21 protein-coding genes are annotated in these 20,703 nt (G+C 59.8%); 11 read left to right on the top strand and 10 right to left on the bottom strand.

Annotated elements, in window-relative coordinates:
* The 8 genes from E4662_RS24160 to E4662_RS21415 all read left to right on the top strand — a co-directional run.
* A partial coding sequence (locus E4662_RS24160; protein ID WP_168798044.1) for a hypothetical protein occupies positions 1-587 on the top strand: 587 nt, incomplete at its 5' end.
* Positions 587-1,360, top strand: a complete 774-nt coding sequence (locus E4662_RS21445; RefSeq protein WP_136443676.1) for a hypothetical protein — start codon at positions 587-589, stop codon at positions 1,358-1,360. The genes E4662_RS24160 and E4662_RS21445, both read left to right, overlap by 1 nt.
* Positions 1,344-1,667 (top strand): hypothetical protein, encoded by a 324-nt coding sequence (locus E4662_RS21440; RefSeq protein WP_136443675.1) that lies wholly within the window; start codon positions 1,344-1,346, stop codon positions 1,665-1,667. Before E4662_RS21445 ends, E4662_RS21440 begins: the two co-directional genes overlap by 17 nt.
* Before the next feature lie 27 nt (positions 1,668-1,694).
* A complete protein-coding gene (locus E4662_RS21435) occupies positions 1,695-1,955 on the top strand; it encodes a hypothetical protein (RefSeq protein WP_136443674.1) in 261 nt (86 codons plus the stop codon).
* Between the two features lie 61 nt (positions 1,956-2,016).
* Positions 2,017-2,832 carry a lysozyme gene (locus E4662_RS24230; protein WP_206080328.1) on the top strand — a complete coding sequence of 272 codons (816 nt, stop codon included), beginning with the start codon at positions 2,017-2,019 and terminating at the stop codon, positions 2,830-2,832.
* Positions 2,829-3,059: a hypothetical protein gene (locus E4662_RS24155; protein WP_168798043.1), complete on the top strand. Its 231-nt coding sequence runs from the start codon at positions 2,829-2,831 to the stop codon at positions 3,057-3,059. The genes E4662_RS24230 and E4662_RS24155 overlap by 4 nt, the downstream gene beginning before the upstream one ends.
* Before the next feature lie 459 nt (positions 3,060-3,518).
* The gene (locus tag E4662_RS21420) at positions 3,519-3,800 is read left to right on the top strand and encodes a hypothetical protein (RefSeq protein ID WP_136443673.1); all 282 of its coding nucleotides are present in this window, start codon (positions 3,519-3,521) and stop codon (positions 3,798-3,800) included.
* A gap of 10 nt (positions 3,801-3,810) precedes the next feature.
* Positions 3,811-4,086 carry a hypothetical protein gene (locus E4662_RS21415; protein ID WP_168798042.1) on the top strand — a complete coding sequence of 92 codons (276 nt, stop codon included), beginning with the start codon at positions 3,811-3,813 and terminating at the stop codon, positions 4,084-4,086.
* Between the two features lie 537 nt (positions 4,087-4,623).
* On the opposite strand, the gene E4662_RS21405 is transcribed toward E4662_RS21415, so the two are convergent.
* The 7 genes from E4662_RS21405 to E4662_RS21380 form a co-directional block, all read right to left on the bottom strand.
* Positions 4,624-5,055, bottom strand: a complete 432-nt coding sequence (locus E4662_RS21405; RefSeq protein ID WP_136443670.1) for a hypothetical protein — start codon at positions 5,053-5,055, stop codon at positions 4,624-4,626.
* A 48-nt stretch (positions 5,056-5,103) separates the two neighbouring features.
* A complete protein-coding gene (locus E4662_RS21400) occupies positions 5,104-5,409 on the bottom strand; it encodes a DUF3574 domain-containing protein (protein ID WP_136443669.1) in 306 nt (101 codons plus the stop codon).
* A 402-nt stretch (positions 5,410-5,811) separates the two neighbouring features.
* Entirely contained in the window at positions 5,812-5,982 is a 171-nt protein-coding gene (locus E4662_RS24150; protein WP_168798041.1) for a hypothetical protein, read from the bottom strand.
* Between the two features lie 47 nt (positions 5,983-6,029).
* Positions 6,030-6,332, bottom strand: coding sequence for a Gp49 family protein (locus E4662_RS21395; protein ID WP_136443668.1), 303 nt, complete (start codon positions 6,330-6,332; stop codon positions 6,030-6,032).
* Positions 6,333-6,460: 128 nt separating this feature from the next.
* The gene (locus E4662_RS21390) at positions 6,461-6,676 is read right to left on the bottom strand and encodes a hypothetical protein (protein WP_136443667.1); all 216 of its coding nucleotides are present in this window, start codon (positions 6,674-6,676) and stop codon (positions 6,461-6,463) included.
* A gap of 25 nt (positions 6,677-6,701) precedes the next feature.
* Positions 6,702-7,550: a DHH family phosphoesterase gene (locus E4662_RS21385; RefSeq protein ID WP_136443666.1), complete on the bottom strand. Its 849-nt coding sequence runs from the start codon at positions 7,548-7,550 to the stop codon at positions 6,702-6,704.
* Complete coding sequence (locus E4662_RS21380; protein WP_136443665.1) at positions 7,547-7,918, bottom strand: ASCH domain-containing protein; 372 nt, start codon at positions 7,916-7,918, stop codon at positions 7,547-7,549. The genes E4662_RS21385 and E4662_RS21380 overlap by 4 nt, the downstream gene beginning before the upstream one ends.
* Before the next feature lie 962 nt (positions 7,919-8,880).
* On the opposite strand from E4662_RS21380, the gene E4662_RS21370 reads away from it, so the two are divergent.
* Positions 8,881-12,354 carry an Ig-like domain-containing protein gene (locus tag E4662_RS21370; RefSeq protein WP_136443664.1) on the top strand — a complete coding sequence of 1,158 codons (3,474 nt, stop codon included), beginning with the start codon at positions 8,881-8,883 and terminating at the stop codon, positions 12,352-12,354.
* Positions 12,355-12,705: 351 nt separating this feature from the next.
* Here the strand turns inward: E4662_RS21370 and E4662_RS21365 are convergent, their stop codons facing one another.
* Together E4662_RS21365 and E4662_RS21360 are read right to left on the bottom strand one after the other, a co-directional pair.
* Positions 12,706-13,308, bottom strand: a complete 603-nt coding sequence (locus E4662_RS21365) for a nucleotidyltransferase family protein (protein ID WP_136443663.1) — start codon at positions 13,306-13,308, stop codon at positions 12,706-12,708.
* Between the two features lie 136 nt (positions 13,309-13,444).
* Positions 13,445-15,850 carry a GcvT family protein gene (locus E4662_RS21360; protein WP_136443662.1) on the bottom strand — a complete coding sequence of 802 codons (2,406 nt, stop codon included), beginning with the start codon at positions 15,848-15,850 and terminating at the stop codon, positions 13,445-13,447.
* 144 nt (positions 15,851-15,994) lie between these two features.
* Here E4662_RS21360 and E4662_RS21355 point away from each other — a divergent pair, with 144 nt between their 5' ends.
* Both E4662_RS21355 and E4662_RS21350 read left to right on the top strand, forming a co-directional pair.
* On the top strand, positions 15,995-18,415 hold the full coding sequence (locus tag E4662_RS21355; protein ID WP_136443661.1) for a GcvT family protein: 2,421 nt from the start codon (positions 15,995-15,997) through the stop codon (positions 18,413-18,415).
* A gap of 52 nt (positions 18,416-18,467) precedes the next feature.
* Positions 18,468-19,364, top strand: a complete 897-nt coding sequence (locus E4662_RS21350) for a hypothetical protein (RefSeq protein ID WP_136443660.1) — start codon at positions 18,468-18,470, stop codon at positions 19,362-19,364.
* Between the two features lies 1 nt (position 19,365).
* On the opposite strand, the gene E4662_RS21345 is transcribed toward E4662_RS21350, so the two are convergent.
* Positions 19,366-20,673 carry an HlyC/CorC family transporter gene (locus E4662_RS21345; RefSeq protein WP_136443659.1) on the bottom strand — a complete coding sequence of 436 codons (1,308 nt, stop codon included), beginning with the start codon at positions 20,671-20,673 and terminating at the stop codon, positions 19,366-19,368.
* Positions 20,674-20,703: the final 30 nt, after the last annotated feature.

The following is a 20,703-nucleotide window of genomic DNA, read 5'->3' as shown; positions in this document are numbered from 1 at the left end:
TCGAAAACACCTTCACCGGAGCAGAAGGGGCCTTCGAGCGGACCACAAACGGGGCGCTGCATGGCGTCGTCAGCCGCACGTCGCAGGGCGGACACCGCGCCGGGATCTACGGGGCGGACGCAATCCGTGATTATCTCGCCAACAATCCGGGGCGCGAGGTTGCCATGTTCGTCTGGGCTGACGTGACCCGCGTGGCGACGGCTACGACAAACCTCTACTTCACCGGCATGGGCAACACGGCGGCCTTTGCCACCAACCGCCTGTTGCTCGGCTCGCTGAGCAACACGACAGGGCCGCGCCAGAAGCCCCTGAATTCCAGCGGGTGGAGCGGATCGCCCAACAGCAATGCCAGCCTGAACGCGATCTATCAGGCGTTCTGGGGGAACATCCCGCCTTATAACAGCCTGCGCTCCGATGATGGTCAGAGCTTCATTCTCTACCAATACCATCTGATCGACGTTGCCGCGTCCGGCATGACCTATGCGGAACTGCTGGCGGCGGATCAGGCAGCTTACACGGCCTTCTTTGGTGAAGGCGGGCGTGGCTTTGGGGATGCGACGGCGCTTGACCTGGGCAGCTACCCCTGATGCCCATAACCTATCTGGGTGAAGTGGCACTTGCGGGGACCGGCAAGACCGCCGACATCTCCGCCTTGGCTCTGCAGGCTGGTGACGTTCTGCTGATCCAGTGGTTCGGCGGGGCAAACACCCAACGCAACTTCGACATTGTCTCGGATGTGGATGACGCGGTCCGGCGCATTCGGACGGATGGGCTCGTTGACGCGGTGGGGGCGGTTGGCGTGCTGACCGTCGGCGCCAGCCCGCCGACGGAGCTGGTCTTCAGCGGCACGATCTACAGCACCCACAGCACCGGCTTCAACATCCGCGCCTTTCGCGGCGTCGAAGAGGTTTCCCTCTCGGTGGAACAGGCCGGGGGCAATAACCCGATTGCAGTATCGGCGGTGGACGTGACGCGAGACGGCTCTTTGGTGGTGATCGGTGCGGCTATGGCTCACCAGTCCGGCAGCTTGGACCTGAACCATCCGGAGCTCGATGGGCAAACCGTGATCGGGCAGAACACCACTTATGATCTGGTCGCCTGTACAGGGCAGATCACGCGCGACACCGGGGCGTATGCGCCAGCAGACTTTGCCACCGGGATAGCAAACCCGAAGACCTGGTTCACGTCCACCTTTCTGCTCACGCCTCAGGAAGAACCCGAGCCGGAACCTGACCCTTCCGGGTTCGATGGGCCGGTTGGGAAGGCGGCTACACACATGGCCACCGGCACTGCTTTGAAACATGCGGCCACCGGGCGCGCCAGAACATGGAGGGCGACGGCAAATGTCGGAACGCTATGACATCGAGGATTACACCAAGGGCGAAGCGTTGCCCTTTGAAATGCTGGCCCAAGACGGGGCAGGGGCTGCGGTTACAGCCGGTGACTTCGCGATGCGCATTCGCCGCTCCAAAGGCGGCGCTGCCGACGTCGAGGTCACCGGGGTGCACAGCGGCGACGGCCTTTGGCTCTTCGACGTAAGCGCCGCGCAAATGGCGGCTTTCGAGGTTGGAAAGGTGGCGTCCTATCAGGTGTGGGACACGGCAAACCTGCGCGTCTTTCTCGAAGGCGGCATTCTTATCGGGCAACAAATCGACCCTGCGACTTGAGCAGGCTTCAAAGAAAGAGGACTGGTAATGAGCGAAAACACGTTGGACCGTTCGTTCACAGAAACAGAGCTCGCGGCGCTCCGATCCTTGGCGGAGATATTCCAGGACAAGGATGAACGCGATGAGCTTCGAAACCTAATCCAAGAGGGAGCGACTATTCGTGAAATCCTTCTCGCCTATCGGACGCAACGCCGACTGGGCGCAACTCTCAAAGCGATTGCCGGTCTGATCGTCCTCGCCGGAGCGGCCGTCGCCGCGCTCAAGGGGTTAAACCTCTGGCCGAAGTGACCTGAACCAAAACTGACCGTTTTCTGCCCGCCTCCGAGCGGGCTTTTTTATGGAGGAAGAAATGAAACTTGTACCCAACGCCCGCGCCATCGCGGCGCGGTCCCATTCGATGTGGGCAATCTATCTCGGAATTGTCGTCCTTTGGTTGGGCGATGTGATCTATTGGGCCAAAGGCGTCGATACCAACCCGCGCATCTGGTTTTGGCTGTCGATGGCCTGTTTCGCATACGGCATCTTCGGGCGCGTCTTGCGTCAGGGGATCGAGCATCCCAAGGATCGCAGCACTTTCCACAGCCCGCCGTGGGTTGGGCTGATCGCGTTGATTGCCGTGCTTGGCGGCGGGATCTGGATGTCTCAGGAGCCGGGACCGGTGGAGCGATCAGGGGCTCAACCGATCGAGGCAGAGGCCAGCCCCGATGCCGCGCAAGCCTTCCTCGATCATGCTTTCCCGCTGGTCGCCAAATGGGAAGGGCTGCGACTTGAGGCTTATCTCGATCCCGTGGGCATCCCGACCGTTTGCTACGGCGAAACCAAGGGCGTCAAGCTCGGGGACAGCTATTCCGAAGCCGAATGCCGCGCGATGCTGGAACGTGAGCTGGTCAGTTACCGGAACGGCCTGCACGGCTATTTCTCGCCTGAGACCATCTCCGCGCGCCTGCCACCGACGCGAGACGCCGCCTATGGGTCACTGGCCTATAACGTGGGCGTGGCCGGGGCAGGGAAGAGCACCGCCACGCGCCGTCTGAATGCCGGTGACATTGCGGGCGGGTGTGAGGCGTTGACCTGGTGGAACAAAGCGGGAGGGCGCGTCCTGCGCGGCCTTGTGCGCCGTCGCGCCGAAGAGCGGGACCTTTGCCTGATCGGTGCGACCACATGATCAGACTTGCAGCATTGGGCGGTCTGTTGATCGCCCTCATTGGCGCGGGGATCTGGCTGCATCAGTCCGGCCGCGCGGATCACGAAGCAGAAGTGGAGGCGGAGAATGCAAAAGCTGTTGGACAAGCGATCCAGGCTGATCTTGGCCGTCGCGAGTGTGTTGACGCTGGCGGGGTGTTTCAGTTCGACACCGGGAAATGTGCCCGGCCTGAGCCAAGCCATCGGTGATGCGCTTCCGGGCGCTCAGGGGCTCACCCTGCAGGATCAGGATCGGATTGACGAAACCGTCGCCCGTGGCTGTGCTGCGGGGGTTTTTGCGAAATCCCGCTGTGCGGAGCATACCGCCGCCAGCGCATCGAGGCGGGCGGAGTTGAACGGAAAGACTCTTGAAAAGACAACACCCCGTCAGAAGTGGCGGGGCGCTCTTCCGCATTTTTCAGGGGCAGTACCCGTCTTGTAACTGACACAAGATTTCGTCCGGACTGTATTTACACATCCCCACATCTGGTGGGTGCATGGACAGATCGTGCCGAATCACTTAAAAGAAAAGGCGGTGAGGGTGCGACCTCACCGCCTTAAGAGAAACCCGCCGGTTGGTGGCGGAAGATTTCGAAATCTGTAGATTCGTTATCTACTGATTCACCGAAATGGTCAACCATCAACTGGCTCAACATCGGAGCAACCTTAATGGTTGATAATACTAAGAGCGTCCTTTGCGGCGCGTGTCGCGTAGCGCTGAAAGGCCCTGCTAATCCTGATCCCCAAGATGTTTTCTCCTGCCCTTCCTGTGGGCGTGCTGACAGCTTCGACAACGTTATGGCATCCGTCAAAGCCTTCATCGTGGAATTGACAGAGCGTCGTTTGGAAGAAACCATGCGGAAGGCGGCCAGGGGCAGCAAGGTCATCAAGGTCACTGGAAAACCCGTCCAAAAGGGAAACCACCCCTTCATTGCAGACGTCGAATTGTGAGGGTTTGAACATGGCAAGCTATCTCATTTCGTACGACCTCAATGGTCCCGTTCCGTCTCACAAACAGATGGACGATCTGATCCGCAAGATTTCGGCAAGAGCTGGCAGGGTTCTCGAAACAGTATGGTGGGTCGAGTTTCACGGCTCGGCGGCACAACTGCGTGACCGGCTTCTCTCCACTCTCCGCAGCGAGGATCGTCTCTTCGTATGTGCTTGCAAGGAAGCTGCATGGTTCAACACTCTATTGAATAATGTCGCTCTCAAAGAAGCAATAGAAGCCGCCTAAATTAAGGCGACATCGTAACTCACAGGCTGGCCTTTCCGGGCCAGCCTTCATGCCTGCCGTTACGCTGCACACTTCCAAGCCCGCTACTTGCACACTGCGTTGGACAGTCTACTTCAACCATCGGCGAAAAAATCGCTTTCCTCACCGTTGTCCGGTTCGACTGTCGTATAATGAGCATTTCGGCGACGGTCTTCTTCGAGCCAGTCTTTTGGCCAAATGAACGCAACGGGCTTCCCGCCGAAGGGGGCGAGCATAACCACTTCCATTTCATGTTCTTTATATGTTCTACGCATGAACCTATAGATTGCATCGGTAGGTTAAGAGCGCATGAACGTCCTGCATTTCGTCTGCGGTCACTGCAAAAGGCCCAATGACATTCCATTCCCCGAAGCTGCGGAGGGGCTTACGCGCGAGCGGATCCTGCCTCGATGCAAGTGCCGACACTGCGGCCTGACCGGGGCGTCTGAGATGCGCCGATACTACGATCCAGGCGTCAACGCTCTAAGCGGATCCAGAACCGACTTTGAGGAATCGTAGTCACTGGCTTTCTAGGCCATGTTCGGCCAGCAAACCCCGCAGAGCCAAGGAGGCCTCCGGGCTTAGGGATTTAACGCCGTTCTCGACCTCAAACATGGTCTTGTGCCTGGTGTTGCTGTTGCCCCGATAGCCGATGGCTTCTGCGAAGTCCGCGCGCGACATGTTTAGAGAGGCCCGGGCTTTCGAAACGAACTCACCGGTCAACCTCTCCGACTGGCGCAACCGCTTGGCTTCTGCGAGGGCGGCTTCCGGAGAGTCGTACCAACCAGAGGGCTGGGGCAGGGTGGCGAGCCATTGCTGGGCTTCAAGGACGGTGGCCAAGTTCGGAGCGTCCTTTAGTCCTGACAGCGCCGCGAGCAGAAGCGCGTCACTCTCTTGAGCAAGGATGGCCGGCGTGACTTCTGACACCGGCATGACAATTGCGACGGGCATAACCTTATCCTTTCGGTGGTCCGGGGCGGTTGCCCGCCCCGGTGTTGTTCATTCGATGATTTCGGCCTGATCGCCAACCGCGATGAAAACGGCCTCTTGATCGGTGGCGTTGAGAATCTCCCGGGCGGCTTCCCGAAGGACAGACAAAGCGCCGTCCTTTTCGGTGGCGGCGCTGACGATCACGGAAACCGGATCGCGGAAGAGGGTGCCGGATTCGTTGATCCAGTAGCCATTGGCCTGATAAACAGTTGCCCCGCCGAAAGCTGCACACATCGCTGAGATGTTGCGTTCGATCAGTGCGGCGTTGTCAGAGCCATCGTTATCAAGGTTGGGGATGATCAGTTCAGTTTTCATCGACAATCTCCTTTCTCATTGTGGGCGCATTGCCCTCTGTCGATGAAACTAGAATATGGGTATTTACCCATAATAACAAGTCTTTCTATGGGTAAATACCCATAAAAATCACCTTTACTGCCTGTGATTTTCAGGCTCTGTCATTGTCAGCTTCGTGTAACGCCTGATCTTCGGCGGCGCGGTCAATGTGCCATCCACCCTTGCCCCGACATGTGTCACACCGGACGGGCGTCGGAACCGCACAGAAGCAAATGTCCTCTATTCGCTCGCACTCGCACATACTGTCGTCCTGACCTGATCCACCGCAATCCTCGCAATCGTGCCAGTCGTCATAATCAAGATCGGAAAGGTCTGCGCTTGGGTTCAGATTGCTTGCCATATCGGCCTCCTGAGGTTGTTCGACTACTTGATGACGATCGCTTCGGCGGGAAGAGCAGGTGCTTTCATCCCCGGGTCCATCGGGTACGAAAAATCAACTTCCTGCACCGGCTGGCCGCTATCCAGTTGAACAACCATGTCGCCGTTTTGATCGAGTAAGTCTTCGAGTTCGTTGATCAGTTCTGAAAGGTGCATTGGAGCTCCTGGGGTTGTCAGGCCGGGCAGGGCCCGGCCTCGTTTCGTCAAGCGGCCAACTGGTCACGGAGACGGAAACCAAGAAGCGGCCACAGCTTTTCGCGGGCGTTTCCGCGCGCAATCTTCTGGCCGATTTCGGCGTCGAAGTTCTCGGGACTCGCGCAGGCGCTTTCACCGGTAACGGTGAAGCCGTTCTTGAGCGTCAGGCAGCACACCGTCAGGCAGGAACCGGGGAATACGTGGTAATCCTCTGCCACGATTTCCGCGTCCAGATCGGCGGGCGTGATGCGCTTGGCTGTCAGGCCCTTCGCTTTGATTTCGGCTTCGATCGCCGCTTCGTTCTTGCTCATGGGTATGTCCTTTCTGAGCGTTGAGTTTGAGGGTGGCCCGAGATCATCCGTTTCGGCTGTGCAGATCGGGCAAAAGCCTGCGCATTCGGGGTGTCCGCATGGCATCGGAAGCTCCGGCGCTAAGTGAACTAGTCAAAGAAGCCGGCGCGGCGAGCGCTGGTGTTTGTCGCGGCGTATAGAGCGTCGCTCGCGCGACTATACGCAGCCCGTGTCATGCCGTTTGCAGTTGCTTCGAAAGCATCTTCTCCGAGGCTGGCTGAGGTCAGAAGCGCTTCAGCCTCCGCTTTTGACAGTGTGACCGTCACGGTGTCCCGCGACGCGTTGTTCGCTATGTAGGTCGCCATATCCGTCTCCTATCTGTTGTTGGTTTTAGGCTGCGACACGGAAGCCAGCAGCGTTCCGATGTCCGCCACCACCATTCGCCTCTGCGATTTCTGAAACGTCCATGCGGTCATCCATCGAGCGCAAAGAGTACGTCACGCCGTCATAGGATCGGACAATGCAGGCCGCGAATGGGGCTGTCGGGTTGCGATTGAGCAGCTCGTGCGCCGTTTCGGAAACGAAGTCGTAGGAGCAAGCCGCTACAGGAACCGCGTGGCCGTCGATTTCCTCGATGAAGGCGGTGTCGCAGATGTTGCTCACGATCATGTCCACATAGCGCCGGATGGCCACACCATCGTTTGCAAGGCGTTCTGTCGTGAACATGTCCCAGAGCTCGAAGTCCCTGGGTAACGACCGGATGGCGATGCAGACTTCCTTTGTACCACGAATGTTGAACCGCCACAGATCCCGGTCCTCAACGTGTTCCATCCATTCCGGCATGGGTTCGCGGCCAAAGCAGTACTCCCATGCAAGACGGCACCCGGATTTCTCCATATCGAAGTGGACGCCGACGCCTTCGATCATGCGATCCGCATGCCACGCCTCCAGCGGCCCGTCGAAACGCTCCAGATTCAGAAAGCCGGCCAGCTCAGCCTCGGCGGTCTTGTGGTGATCCAGAACGATGATGCGCGCGGCCTTGTTCGCCATTTCGTTCAGAACGTCTTTCTTGAACGAGAAATCGACCATCAGGACGTCTTTACCGGTCACGTCCGGCGCTTCGTCGCCGTACTGGCAAGGGATGAACTTCACTCCATCTCCAAACCGTTTCCACACTGCGTAGGCCGCAGCAAATCCGTCGTCGCAGTTGGCGTGGTAGATACAAATGTCGGGTTTCATGTTTGTTGTCCTTTCTGCTGAGTGGGAGTGTCGAGGTAGCGGAACTCGATCCGGTTCACTTGCTTGTCGTCTGGGCACCCATAGTGACTGGTCAGCATCGCGACGAAATCGGCCGGGCGGAAATCGGGGAAGCCTTCGCGCGCGCAGTCTTCGTGGGTGATCACGTTCAGTGGCTCAGCGCGGATGCTGACAATTTCGATTTGGCAGATGCGCTTGATCTTCTCACCGGGCTTCAGGCCCATGCCCTTTTCGACGGCATTGACCACATCGCCTGGTTTCAGGAACCACCATCCGAACCGGCGGGTCACGTCCTTTTCACGGTTGCGCACTTGGTTGAGCGTCAGCGCAAATGACATGTTGCGAGGCATGCGACCCCTCCTTTCGGGCGGCTCACCCATTCACGTTTCGTTTTTGTTTTGTCTGGGGGCGTCGATCAGGCCAAGGTGCTGATCTTGCGGAGAGTCGGCTGGATTCAAAATCCCCCGTCCTAACGGACGTGCCGGTTCGAGTCCGGCCTTGGGTACCAGTCTCGCAGCAAGACCTGCGTGATCTCCCGCTGAATTCCCCTTCAATTCCTGTTTGTTTTTCGCTTGTCGCAACTCTGCTTTGACATGTTTTTTGTCGAGGCTCCGCAAAATATGGCTGAAACGCGGCGCCTGCGATTTTCGATTCGGCGATTCGCGGCGACATTGATTATCGCCACGTAAACAATCCAACCCACGGTTGCTTATTGGTTCGTCAATTGCCGCAGGCCGTGCCACATTTCGCGGGGAAATACGGCAATCCGGGAAACCGCGGCAGAGCTTGTCGATTGTTCTTGAAACGTAAACAGTCCGTTTGACAGCGCAGCCCGAAAGCGTGCGGAATGCGGGATTTCTCCAAAGATTCGATCAAATCTTGTAAAAAACCACCGGTCTGTTCGGAAACAATACCGTTAAAAATTTGTTAAAAATTGCTTTGGATTCGGGCAAAATCCTGCCTTTCGTTGAGGCAACGGGGAAGCGACGGCCAAATTTGTCCTTTGTGGGACATGTTTGAGAGCGTATTAATTAACGCAAGCCCACTGGGGGGTGATGTCTGTTGGCCACGGGGGCGGCCGCTGAACTGTTGAGCATTCGGGATGAATGCGAGGTGACGCGAGGGCGGAGAATCCGCTCGTGCTGCTATGGTGATGTGTGTTCCGTGCCGGGGGCGTGGAATGTTTATGACGCCGACCACTTCGCAACAAATCGCTGGCCCAACGGGATAACGAGGAAACGGGCAGTGCGGTGCGCATTGTCACCGCTGCTGCAAACCGGGTTCTCCCCGGGAAAGGATTGAGGGTCGAAACATGGCTGATCTGTTTCTGAACTGGGGCGATTTTGGCCCTTACGGCACTACCTTGGACGACGGGACAACAACCTCGGTTGATACCGGTGGTGTTGCGGTCGGCGTGACTTTCAACGCGCTGGACCCTTACGCAACCGCCTTCACCTTCAACGCCGAAGGCTACGTGGAAGACGGTGAGGACATCAGCCCGAACTCCTTCCTGAAGCTGTTCGACGACACCAATGACGACGGTGCCCCGGCGACCTCCTCCGCATCGCTGGTCTTCACGGCCTCCGATGATCTCTACACCGACGAAGTGACGGACGTTTCCTTCCGGATCAACGACATCGACATGTCGGCCGTGAACGGCGATCTCGAAGACCTCGGCCTCGGCGCCTTCGAAGACATCGTGACCGTCAATGCCTTTGACATCGACGGCAACCCGGTTCCTGTCACGCTGACCCCAGCCGGGGCGGTGTCGACCTCCGGCCAGACCGCGACCGGCACCACCGAAGGCACCTTCACTGATGCCAGCGGCTCGCTGCTTGTCACCATTTCCGAGCCGGTGCACACCATCGAGATCACCTATGGCAACGGTGCCGAGGCGGCCCAGGCCGTGACCATCTCGGACGTGCACTTCTCCACTGTGGACGTTGATGGCAACCTGCCGCCGATCGCCGTGGACGACAGCGCCACAACACCTGAGGACGTGGCGGTCATCGTTGACGTGCTTGAGAACGACAGCGACCCGGAAGGCGGCGCGCTGACCGTGACCGGCGCCACCGTGGACACCGGCACCGTGTCGGTGAACCCGGACAACACCGTGACCTACACGCCGCCCGTGGGCTACAACGGCCCGGCGACCATCACCTACACAATCGAAGACCCGGAAGGGAACTCGGCTACCGGCGAAGTTGCCGTGACCGTGGAGCCGGACAACGGCAACACGCCCCCGGTCGCCTTTGACGACACCGAAACCACCGGGATGGACACGCCTGTCACCCTGACCCCGACCGACAATGACACCGACGCCGAAGATTCCCCTGCGGATCTGATCGTCGAGTCCATCGGCACGCCCGCCAACGGCACCGCCACGCTGAACCCCGATGGCACCGTGACCTACACGCCGAACATGGGTTTCACCGGGACCGACAGCTTCACCTATGAGCTGCGCGACACCGGCGGTCTGGGCGACACCGGCACCATTACGGTAACCGTGAGCGACGATCCGAACACCGCGCCCACCGCGGTGGACGACAGCGAAACCACAACCGAGGACTTCCCGGTCATCATTGATGTGCAGGGCAACGACAGCGATCCGGAAAGCGATCCGCTGACCACGGCCTCGACCACCGATCCGACCAACGGCTCGGTTGCCATCAACCCCGATGGCTCCGTGACCTACACCCCGGATGGCGGCTTCACCGGCACCGACACCTTCGATTACACCATCGAAGACGGCAACGGCGGCAGTGATACGGCCACTGTGACCGTGACCGTGGATCCGGCGAACGGCGATCCGGTTGCCGAAGACGACACGGCCACCACACCGGAAGACACGCCGGTTGTGATCCCGGATCCGTCCGATAACGACACCGATCCTGATGGCGATCCGCTGACCGTGACCGAAGTGGGTGATCCGACCAACGGCACCGCCACGCTCAACCCCGATGGCACGGTGACCTACACGCCGGACCCGGATTTCGTGGGTCAGGACACGATCCCCTACACCGTGGATGACGGCAATGGCGGCACGGACACAGGCGAGATCGTCGTCACCGTGACCCCCGAAGATCTCGGCCGCATCGACACCGACATCTTCCCGGTCGACCCGGCGCTTCAGGATCAGGACCCCTTCAACGGTCTTGATGAGGACCCCGATCCCTCTGACGATCTCGACAACGAGACCGGAACAAGCGGCGCAGACGTGATCAGCACCGGCGACGACGATGACACCATCGTTGCGGGCGACGGCAATGACACAGTGAACCCAGGGATAGACGATGACCTCGTGCGTCTCGGCGGCGGTGATGACCTTCTGATCGACCCGCAGGGTGCGGACACGATCACCGGCGGCTCCGGCAACGACACGATCATCGCAGGCGTTGACACCTTCTCGAACTACGAGGGCGACGATCCGTTCTTCCCGACGCTCGGCTTCCTTTCGGATCCGAACACGGACGACGGCCGTGACTATGTCGAAGGCAACACCGGCGACGACTCGATTGAAACCGGCGACGACGATGACACCATCGACGCAGGTCAGGGCGATGACACCGTGGACGGCGGCATCGACGACGACCTGATCACCGGCAACCAGGGCAATGACTCGCTGCTTGGCGGCCATGGCTCCGACACCATTGACGGTGGCCAGGGTGACGACTTCATCGACGGTTCCAACCTCGCTCCTCTGGAGCAGACCGACGATGTGGACGTCAACACCGAGAACGACCGCGACAGTCTCATGGGCGCGCTTGGCAACGACACGATCCTCGGAGGGGACGATGACGACACTCTCATTGGCGGTTCTGGCAATGACCTGCTTGACGGCGGCATTGATGAAGACTCCATCAACGGTGGCGGCGACGACGACACGCTGATCGGCGGTCAGGGCGCGGATACGCTCGATGGCGGCGACGGCGAAGACAGCATCTCGGGCGGTGCAGACCGCGACGTGATCATCGTCGGCAGCCCGACCGCTGGCATCAATGACACCGTGGATGGTGGCGCAGAAGGCGATGACTTCGACATTCTCGATCTGACCGGCGCCGGCGTGCGCGGTGAAGACTGGCGCATCGTTGACACCTCGCCGGACAGCAACGGCAACGGCATCGACGGTACCGTCGAATTCCTGAACGCCGACGGCGACGTGACCGGCACCATGGACTTCTTCGAAATCGAAGAGGTGGTGCCCTGCTTCACCCCCGGCACGCTGATTGCCACGCCGCAGGGCGAGCGCCTTGTCGAGGATCTGGAGCCCGGCGACCGTGTCATCACCCGTGACAACGGTATCCAGGAGATCAAATGGGTGGGCCGCAAGGACCTCACGGGCTTCGATCTGGCCCGCAAGCCGCACTTCAAGCCGATCCTGATCCAGAAGGGCGCCTTGGGGAACAACCTGCCGGAGCATGACATGCTCGTCTCGCCGAACCACCGCGTTCTGGTGGCCAACGACAAGACCGCGCTCTACTTCGAAGAGCGGGAAGTTCTGGTCGCGGCCAAGCACCTGACTGGTCTGGACGGGGTGGATGAGGTCGAAAGCCTTGGCGTCAGCTACATCCACGTGATGTTCGAGAACCACGAAGTGATCCTCTCGAACGGCGCATGGACCGAAAGCTTCCAGCCCGGTGATTACACCCTCAAGGGCATCGGCGCGGCGCAGCGCGAAGAGATCTTCGAACTCTTCCCGGAACTGGAGCAGGCCGAAGGGCTCAAGGCCTATGGTGCCGCGCGCCGCTCGCTCAAGAAGCACGAAGCGCAGCTTCTGACCAAATAACCGGGAGGCCGGAACCCGCATATGCAGCGTGTTCCGGTTCTCGATGGGCCGGAACAGAAAACGGGGCAGAGCTATCTGCCCCGTTTTTTTGCGGTTTGGAGAGGGCCTTGAGCATACCGCGTCCCGGACTTGATCCGGGACCTCAACGGCAACGTTTGAACCAAGGGAAACGCCGTGCCGTCACGCCAAAGGCGTGCCGAGAACATGTTGGCGCACCTCTGGTGCGACGGACGACTCGTCATGTCAGAGACATACTTCCAGCATGATGGCGCGGCGGCCTGCGGCCTTGATTCCGCGCCTTTTGTGATGGGAATGGTCGCTTTGGGGGAGACGGTGCGGCTCCGTTAACCCCTAAGCCACAGCCGCCGCCCGCCAGGAAGCCCAGGCCTCCGGCGTATCCAGATCGACCAGAGCACGATTGTCCTCCAGCGGCACCTGCACCAACCGGTGCTTGTTTGCCCGCAGAACATCCCGCGCGCCCTGATCCCCGGTCAGCCGGGTCAGTGCATAAAAACAATCCGCCGGAAACAGCACCGGATGTCCCGGCGTGCCATCGGCGGCGGTTGCCTGATGCAACATCGGATGCGGCACGGCCCGGAACCCGGTCACAAGCCGCATCAGATCTTCCGGCTCCAGATCCGGCATATCGCCGGGCAGGATCATCACCGCCTTGAGCCCCTTTGGCAAAAGCGCCACGCCGCGCCGAAGCGACGCCGACATGCCTTCGCCCGCGTCTGGCACAGCCACAAGCTGCACCGGCAAACCCGAAAGGGCCGCACAGCGGGCGTGCTCATGATCCGGCACGGTTACCGTCACATGACAGCCTGTCGCCAGCGCCCGATCAGCCTGACGCCGCAGCAGTGGCACACCGTCCACCGGCTCCAAAAGTTTGTCCTTGCCGAGCATGCGCGAGCTTGCACCGGCGGCGGGAATGAGAATGGCGATATCTTGCATGACGGGTCTTATAACAGACCCGTTGACGCAGTGTCACCCTCAGCTGTGTCAATCCGCCACAGGTTTGTGTCAAGACAGGGATCTTGCCCTAAATGCCGCGCACGCAACATTTTTTTCTGCATCAGCAGCGTTGCTTTCAACCCCGCATCCGCGCGCCATCCGCGTCAAAAGGCACTTCAGACAGCAACCGCGCCTTGCAGCGTTTGCCCAGGATCTCGATCTCCGCCTCAAGCCCCGGCACCGCCCGATCCCGCGGGATCAGGGCCAGCGCGATGGATTGCTGCGTGTGATGAGAATAGCCGCCCGAGGTGCAGAACCCCTGTACTTCGCCGTCAATCCAAACCGGCTCATAGGCGTGCACATCCGCGTCCTCGGTCTCAACAACAAAGGCCGCATTAATTCGTTCGGGGGGTGTGTCACGCTCCGCCTCAGCGGCCGCACGCCCAATGAAATTCGTGTTCTTTTTCCATGAGATAAACCGATCAAGGCCCGTCTCCGCGCAGGTGTAATCGGGGCTGAATTCCGCGCCCCAGGAGCCAAAGAACTTGTCCAGCCGCAGGCTCATCATCGCCCGCATGCCAAAAGGTTTCATCCCAAGAGGCTGCCCCGCGCTCCACAGAGTGGCCCAAAGCTGCCGCTGCGCCATCGGATCACAGTAAATCTCATACCCCAGATCGCCGGTATAAGAGACGCGTTGCACCAGACACTCTGTCATGCCGATGGTCATCTTGCGAATATCCATGAATTTCAAATCAACCACATCGCGCGTGCAGGCTTGCAAAACCTCCGTCGCCTTCGGCCCTGCGATCTGAAATCCGTTCAGTTTATCGCTTATATTCTTAATGCTTACGCCGCCTTCTTCATGTTGAAGGAACCACCGCATGTGATAGGCTTGCGCGCCATAGCTGGCAATCAGCTGGAAGGTCTGCTCATCAAGACAGGACACTGTGAAATCCCCGATGATCCGCCCCGAGGGCGCCAGCATCGGCGTCAGCGAAAGTCGCCCAGGCTTCGGGATGCGCCCGGCCATGATCCGATCCAGCCACGCCCGCGCACCGGAGCCAGTGACACGGTACTTTCCGAAGTTGTGAACCTCATTGATTCCAACAGCTTCGCGCACGGACTTCACCTCCCGCGCGGTGGCCTCAAAGGCGTTGGAGCGGCGGAAAGACGGGGTCTCATACCGTGGCTCATCCCCTTCGGCGAAGTAGTTCACCACCTCCAGCCCGTATTGCTGTCCCCACACTGCACCCATGCGGTCAAAGATGTCATACATCGGCGTGGTCCGGTTTGGCCGCGCGGCGGGCAGCTCTTCGTTCGGATAGCTGACAGAGAAACGTTTCTGATAGTTTTCAATGACTTTCGGCAGGGTGTAGCCCGGGCTGATCCAGTCGCCAAACCGCGCCACGTCCATCGCCGCCGTGTCCCGTTCGCACTCGCCATGCACCATCCACTGCGCCAGCATCAGCCCGACACCGCCTCCTTGGGAGAACCCCGCCATCACACCGCATGCGCTCCAATAGCCGCGTAGACCGGGGATCGGACCAACCAACGGATTGCCATCCGGCGCAAAGGTAAACGGCCCATGGATCACGGACTTCACGCCAGAGCGTTCAAGAACAGGGAAGCGTTTGTAAGCAAATTCAATACTGTCTTCGATCTTGTTAAAGTCGTCTGGCAAGAGCTCATGGCCAAAATTCCATGGCGTGCCATCCACCGCCCAGGGCCGGCAGGGTTGCTCATAGAATCCAATGCAAAGCCCACGACCTTCCTGCCGCAGGTAGCTTTCGCCTGCAGGATCCATCACATGCGGATGCTCTGTTTCGCGTTCATAAATCTCTGGCGTCTCATCGGTGACGATATATTGGTGCTCCATCGGGTGAAGCGGCAGATAAACGCCCGCCATGGCCCCAACTTCCCGCGCCCAGAGACCACCCGCATTGACCACATGTTCGGTGTGGATCGTGCCCTTGTCGGTGAAGATTTCCCAAGTTCCATCAGTTCGTTGCGTGGTTTCCTTCACGTGGCAATGGGTGACGATCTCCGCGCCCCCCATGCGCGCTGCCTTGGCGTAGGCATGGGTTGTCCCCGATGGATCAAGATGCCCGTCCAGAGGATCATAAAGCGCCCCGATGATCCCATCGAGGTTCACGATCGGAGCCAGTTTGGCGATCTCTTCGGGGCCGACGATTTCCGTCTCCAACCCCATGTAGCGATGCTTGGCCCGTTCCGCGAGCAGCATATCAAACCGCTCCTGATTGTCTGCCAAGGTAATTCCACCTACATGATGCAGGCCGCAGCTCATGCCTGTGATCTCTTCCAACTCTCGGTATAGGCGAATTGTATAGCCCTGAAGCGCGGCCATGTTCGTATCACCATTGAGCGTGTGAAACCCGCCCGCGGCGTGCCATGTGCTGCCCGACGTCAGCTCGGACCTCTCAACCAGCATCACGTCGGACCAGCCAAGCTTTGTCAGATGGTACAGGACTGACGCGCCAACAACGCCGCCGCCAATCACAACGACTCTGGTGGTGGTTTTCATGACGCACTCCTTTTTCTGTTAACGCTAATTCAAGGCATACAGGCCTGTTCAGACTTGGCCAAACACGACACGAGATGTCGGGAACCGTCGTTTCGGCCCGCTTTTCCTGCGCCACCCTAGGCGTCAGGCAAACAGGAGGCTTTCATGCGCAGCCAAGCTCAGGCGGTCGTGATCGGTGGCGGTGTCATCGGCTGTTCGATCCTTTACCACCTTACCAAACTCGGCTGGTCCGATGTGGTTCTGCTCGAACGGGACGAGCTGACGTCCGGCAGCACATGGCACGCCGCCGCGAACATTCACGGGCTGCACGACAGCACCAACATCAGCCGCCTCCAGCACTATACGATGAACCTTTACAAGGATATCGAAGCCGAGACCGGGCAGGGCTGCGGCGTGTTTCAACCCGGCAGCCTGTACCTCGCACAGACCGAAGCCAGAGAGCATCAGCTGCGGCTTCAGGAGGCAAAGGCGCGGCTGTATGGTATGAACTTCCACGAGGTGAGCCGGGATGAGGCCGAACGTCTGCACCCGCTCGTTGATTTCTCCGGCATCCGCTGCATCATGTTCGAGCCGGACGGTGGCAATGTCGACCCGAGCGGCGTCACAGCCGCCTATGCCGCAGGCGCGCGGGCGCGCGGAGCGGACATTCATCGCCACACGCCGGTGACGGCCACCGAACAGCAGCCGGATGGCACATGGATCGTCCGCACGCCGAAGGGCGACATTCGCACCGATTGGATCGTCAATGCCGCAGGGCTTTGGGGCCGTGAGGTCGCCGCGCTCGCCGGGATCACGTTGCCGCTTCAGCCGACCGAACATCAGTACTTCGTCACTGAAACAATTCACGAAATCAAAGAGTTGGACCGGCGTCTTCCGTCCGTCGCTGACCGGGACGGCGAGTATTACCTGCGCCAGGAGGGTCAGGGCCTGTTGATCGGGGCCTATGAGCGCGACGTGCGGCTCTGGGCCGAACAGGGCACGCCGCTCGATTTCGCACATGACCTCTTCCCGGATGATCTCGACCGGATCGAAGACAACATGATGCGCGCCATCGATCGCGTGCCGGTGATCGGTAGTGCAGGCATCAAGCGGGTGATCAACGGCCCGATGATCTGGTCGCCGGATTCAAACGTGCTGATGGGGCCGGTGCCGGAGCGGTCGAACTACTTCTGCTGCAACGGCATCATCCCGGGCTTTAGCCAGTCGGGCGGCATGGGCCTGATGGCCGCGCAGTGGATTATCGAAGGCGAGATGCAATACGACATGTTCGCCTGGGATGTGGCGCGGTTTGACGACTGGGCGGATGAGGCTTTCACCAAGGCGCGGGTCAAGGACCAGTACGCGCACCGGTTCAAGATCCACTTCCCGCTAGAGGAGCGCGAGGCCGGGCGGCCCGCGCAGGTGCGGCCGGTTTATGAGTCGCAAAAGGCGCTCGGAGCGGTGTTTGGGCTCAACGCGGGCTGGGAGCATCCGCTCTATTTTGACCACGAAACGCCGGAAAGCGCTGGCTTCACCCGTCAGCCCTGGTTTGACAGCGTGGGCCGTGAATGCACCATGCTGCGCGAGAAGGCCGGGATCATCGACATCTCCAACTTCGCCAAATACCGCGTCACCGGGCCGGGCGCGGAGGACTGGTTGAACGCGGTTTTTGCCAATCACATGCCGCGCGCGGTGGGGCGTTCTTGCCTTACGCCGCTGATCGGGAAACGCGGCGGAATCGCCGGGGATTTCACGGTTACACGCCCCGGGGAGGAAGAATTCTGGATCATCGGCTCCGGCATGGCGGAGCGGTATCACAAGCGTTTCTTTGATGCCGTGCCGCGCGGCGAGGACGTCTCCTTCGAGAGCATGACCCAGGCGTTTTGCGGCTTCAACGTTGCGGGCCCTGCGGCGCGGGACATGCTCCAACGCATGACCAACGTGTCGCTTGGCTCGGACAGTTTCGCTTTCATGCGAAGCTGCTGGATTACGGTTTCCGGTGTCACCTGTCTGGCCCTCCGCGTATCCTTCACCGGTGATCTTGGCTGGGAATTGCACTGTAAGGCAGAAGATCAGAAAACCCTTTACGAAGCGTTGCTGGAAGCCGGGAAAGAGTTTGGCGCCGGTCCGGTGGGCAGCCGCGCGCTGATGAGCCTGCGGCTTGAGAAGGGATATGGCTCCTGGGGGCGCGAATACAGCCCGGAATACTGGCCGCAGGAAGTCGGGCTCGAAAGACTCTGCCAGCTGGAGAAGGATTTCTTGAACAAAGACAGTCTTCTAAAGGTCATACATAATCCATCACGTGAAGATTTACGCATTCTTCAGATTGACTCGACAGAGGCGGAGGTATCGCAGGCAGATGCCCTTGGCGGTGAGCCAATTTTCAAGGAAGAACAGGGCATTGGCCGCGTTTCTTCAGGTGGGTATGGGTTTGGTGTCGGCATGAGCCTTGCGCTTGGATACATCAAGGCAGGCACCGCCAAACCAGGCGATCGGGTTGAGGTGATGATCCTCGGCAAACCGCATACCGCGACAATCCTTGAAGAGCCGCCGTTTGATCCAAAGGGTACACGGCTGCGCGCCTAAATTCCTCAAATGGGTCAGAGACTTGCCATGATTGCCCGGCACAAGGGGCGTCATGGTAGAAACAAGTCAATCACCGGGCGTCTGGCGCCAGACCTTTGCAAAACCGGGCCTCGCGGCGATGGTTGTCTTGCCGCCAGCAGCGATCTCCTTGCTTCTGGCCTGGCTTTTTACCCTGCCTTTCGACATCTCCATGCCGTTCTGGCAGACGGTTTTCACCGTGGTTTTCTTCTCGGGCATGATGTTCATCTGGTTGCGCTGGCTGCTGATCGACGCCTCGCCGCTGGACAAACTGCCTAAGGACATCCGCAGCCTCCGTCGCAAGTTCGCCTTGCGTATGGTGCTGTTTGCATTGGCAATTTGCGCTGGCGTCGGGCTTGTTGGCGTGGATGCCGCGCAGGCTCTAGTCTCGCTTCTGGCGATGCTGGCCCAGGATCATACAACTGATGTCTGGGAGATGACGTACCACAATGCCGAAACCGCGCGCGAGCAGATCTGGCTTTTTGTGATCCGCTGGCTGGTCTTTGCGCAGTTGATCGGCGGGATGTTTGTTGCGGTGATCTGGCATGATCCGGTTTTGCCGGTGCGCGCCATTGGCGTTGATCCGGCGCGGCTGCGGAAACTCCCTGATATGCGCATCGCGCAGACCCGCACCGCCCTCGGTCTTGCGGTGATCTGGGCCGGAATAGGGGCTTTGCTCGGCCAAAGCGCAGTTCTGTGGGAGATTTTCCTGAGCGAGGTGGCCTCGGAGCGGCTTGTGGAAGCGCTTCAGCAGGTCTGCCTTGCCTGCGCCGGGATCAGCTTTGCAACCTTGCTCGCCCAACCGTTCCTTGATCTCAAACGTCAGGCGAGCCGGAAACCGGCCCCAAAGCCTGCGCCTGACCCACAACCCGCCGCAAAAGCCCCGTCAAAACCGCACCGCGCCCCGTTCCGGCGCTACAAAGCGCAGTAAGTTACAGCGGCCGCACCTTCAGCTGAGTGATGCGGTTGTTTTCCCGTGCCATCACCTCGAAACGGAAGCCGTGGAAGGAAAACACCTGTCCCACGGTCGGGATCATCTGGGCTTCGTGAATGACCAGACCAGCCACGGTGTTGGCCTCTTCATCGGGCAGGGACCAGTCCGTGGCGCGGTTGAAATCGCGGATCGTCATGGCGCCATCAACCGAATAATTGCCGTCCTCGCCGCGCTCCAGCGTGTCTTCGTCGAGGGGATCATGTTCGTCGGTGATTTCGCCAACAATCTCTTCGAGAATGTCTTCGAGCGTGATCAGCCCTTCAAGCGAGCCATACTCATCCACCACCAGCGCAAAATGTGTCCTTCGGCGCAGGAATTGCCGCATCTGATCGTCGAGCGAGGTGGTGTCCGGCACGAAATACGGCTTCATCGCCACGTCGAGCACGCGAAAATCGGCAAAGCGCGCCTCTTGGTCGCCGCTTTGCTCGTAGAGCTTGTACATGGCGCGCACGAGGTCCTTGGCGTGAACCACGCCGATGATGTTCTCCGGCTCGCCGCGATAGACGGGCAGGCGGGTGTGCGGGCTGGACAGACATTGTTGCAGGATCGCCTGCGGCTCTGCGCCCGCGTCGATCATCTCGATGCCGGACCGGTGCAGCATGATCTCTTCAACGGTGCGATCCGCAAGATCCAGCGCGCCGAGGATCCGGTCACGGTCTTCTTTTTCCACCACTCCTTCGGAGTGGCCAAGCTGCAACGCGCCGGCAATCTCTTCACGCACGGCGAGGATATGGCTGTCCGGGTCAGTCTTGACCCCAAACAGGCTCAGAACCCCGCGCACCAGCACGCGCACGGCAGAAACCACCGGCGCAAAGACGCGCACCACCACGGAGATCGGCCCCGCGACGCGCGATGCGGCGGTCTCGGGGTTGGTTATGGCGTAGGTTTTCGGCAGCACCTCGGCAAAGATCAGCACAAGCAGCGTCATCACCAGCGTCGCCAGCGCCACGCCGCTTTCGCCGAACAGGGAGGTGAACAGGGCCGTCGCCAGTGAGGTGGCAAGAATGTTCACAAGGTTGTTGCCCAAGAGCACAGAGCCGATCAGCCGCTCGTTGTCTTCGGTGATCCTGAGCGCGGTTTCCGCCCCGCGCGATCCCTTGTCCGCCCCGGCGCGCAACTTTCCGCGCGAGGCGGCGGTCAAAGCCGTCTCGGAGCCGGAGAAAAAGGCCGACAGGGTCAGCAGCGCCAGAATTGACGCGGATGTGATCCAGAAAGCTGTGTCGAGAAGGCTGGTCTCGGGTTCCATGTCGGCTGTATTCCTCTAGTGATAAAGGGG

The organism is Pacificoceanicola onchidii, from assembly GCF_004804335.1.
In the GTDB taxonomy this organism is placed as follows: domain Bacteria; phylum Pseudomonadota; class Alphaproteobacteria; order Rhodobacterales; family Rhodobacteraceae; genus Pacificoceanicola; species Pacificoceanicola onchidii.
The sequence above is the reverse complement of the archived record's forward strand: the minus strand, read 5'-3'. Positions and strand labels throughout refer to the sequence as shown.

Bases quoted from the DNA above. Each gene is read 5' to 3' on its own strand.
- E4662_RS24230 (WP_206080328.1), top strand. From the start codon at position 2,017: ATGAAACTTGTACCCAACGCCCGCGCCATCGCGGCGCGGTCCCATTCG.
- E4662_RS21395 (WP_136443668.1), bottom strand. From the start codon at position 6,332: ATGAGCAAGAACGAAGCGGCGATCGAAGCCGAAATCAAAGCGAAGGGC.
- E4662_RS21365 (WP_136443663.1), bottom strand. From the start codon at position 13,308: ATGCAAGATATCGCCATTCTCATTCCCGCCGCCGGTGCAAGCTCGCGC.
- E4662_RS21400 (WP_136443669.1), bottom strand. From the start codon at position 5,409: ATGAAAACTGAACTGATCATCCCCAACCTTGATAACGATGGCTCTGAC.
- E4662_RS21420 (WP_136443673.1), top strand. From the start codon at position 3,519: ATGGTTGATAATACTAAGAGCGTCCTTTGCGGCGCGTGTCGCGTAGCG.
- E4662_RS21345 (WP_136443659.1), bottom strand. From the start codon at position 20,673: ATGGAACCCGAGACCAGCCTTCTCGACACAGCTTTCTGGATCACATCC.
- E4662_RS21415 (WP_168798042.1), top strand. From the start codon at position 3,811: ATGGCAAGCTATCTCATTTCGTACGACCTCAATGGTCCCGTTCCGTCT.
- E4662_RS21380 (WP_136443665.1), bottom strand. From the start codon at position 7,918: ATGCCTCGCAACATGTCATTTGCGCTGACGCTCAACCAAGTGCGCAAC.
- E4662_RS21370 (WP_136443664.1), top strand. From the start codon at position 8,881: ATGGCTGATCTGTTTCTGAACTGGGGCGATTTTGGCCCTTACGGCACT.
- E4662_RS21355 (WP_136443661.1), top strand. From the start codon at position 15,995: ATGCGCAGCCAAGCTCAGGCGGTCGTGATCGGTGGCGGTGTCATCGGC.
- E4662_RS21360 (WP_136443662.1), bottom strand. From the start codon at position 15,850: ATGAAAACCACCACCAGAGTCGTTGTGATTGGCGGCGGCGTTGTTGGC.
- E4662_RS24150 (WP_168798041.1), bottom strand. From the start codon at position 5,982: ATGCACCTTTCAGAACTGATCAACGAACTCGAAGACTTACTCGATCAA.
- E4662_RS21350 (WP_136443660.1), top strand. From the start codon at position 18,468: ATGGTAGAAACAAGTCAATCACCGGGCGTCTGGCGCCAGACCTTTGCA.
- E4662_RS21435 (WP_136443674.1), top strand. From the start codon at position 1,695: ATGAGCGAAAACACGTTGGACCGTTCGTTCACAGAAACAGAGCTCGCG.
- E4662_RS24155 (WP_168798043.1), top strand. From the start codon at position 2,829: ATGATCAGACTTGCAGCATTGGGCGGTCTGTTGATCGCCCTCATTGGC.
- E4662_RS21385 (WP_136443666.1), bottom strand. From the start codon at position 7,550: ATGAAACCCGACATTTGTATCTACCACGCCAACTGCGACGACGGATTT.
- E4662_RS21445 (WP_136443676.1), top strand. From the start codon at position 587: ATGCCCATAACCTATCTGGGTGAAGTGGCACTTGCGGGGACCGGCAAG.
- E4662_RS21405 (WP_136443670.1), bottom strand. From the start codon at position 5,055: ATGCCCGTCGCAATTGTCATGCCGGTGTCAGAAGTCACGCCGGCCATC.
- E4662_RS21390 (WP_136443667.1), bottom strand. From the start codon at position 6,676: ATGGCGACCTACATAGCGAACAACGCGTCGCGGGACACCGTGACGGTC.
- E4662_RS21440 (WP_136443675.1), top strand. From the start codon at position 1,344: ATGTCGGAACGCTATGACATCGAGGATTACACCAAGGGCGAAGCGTTG.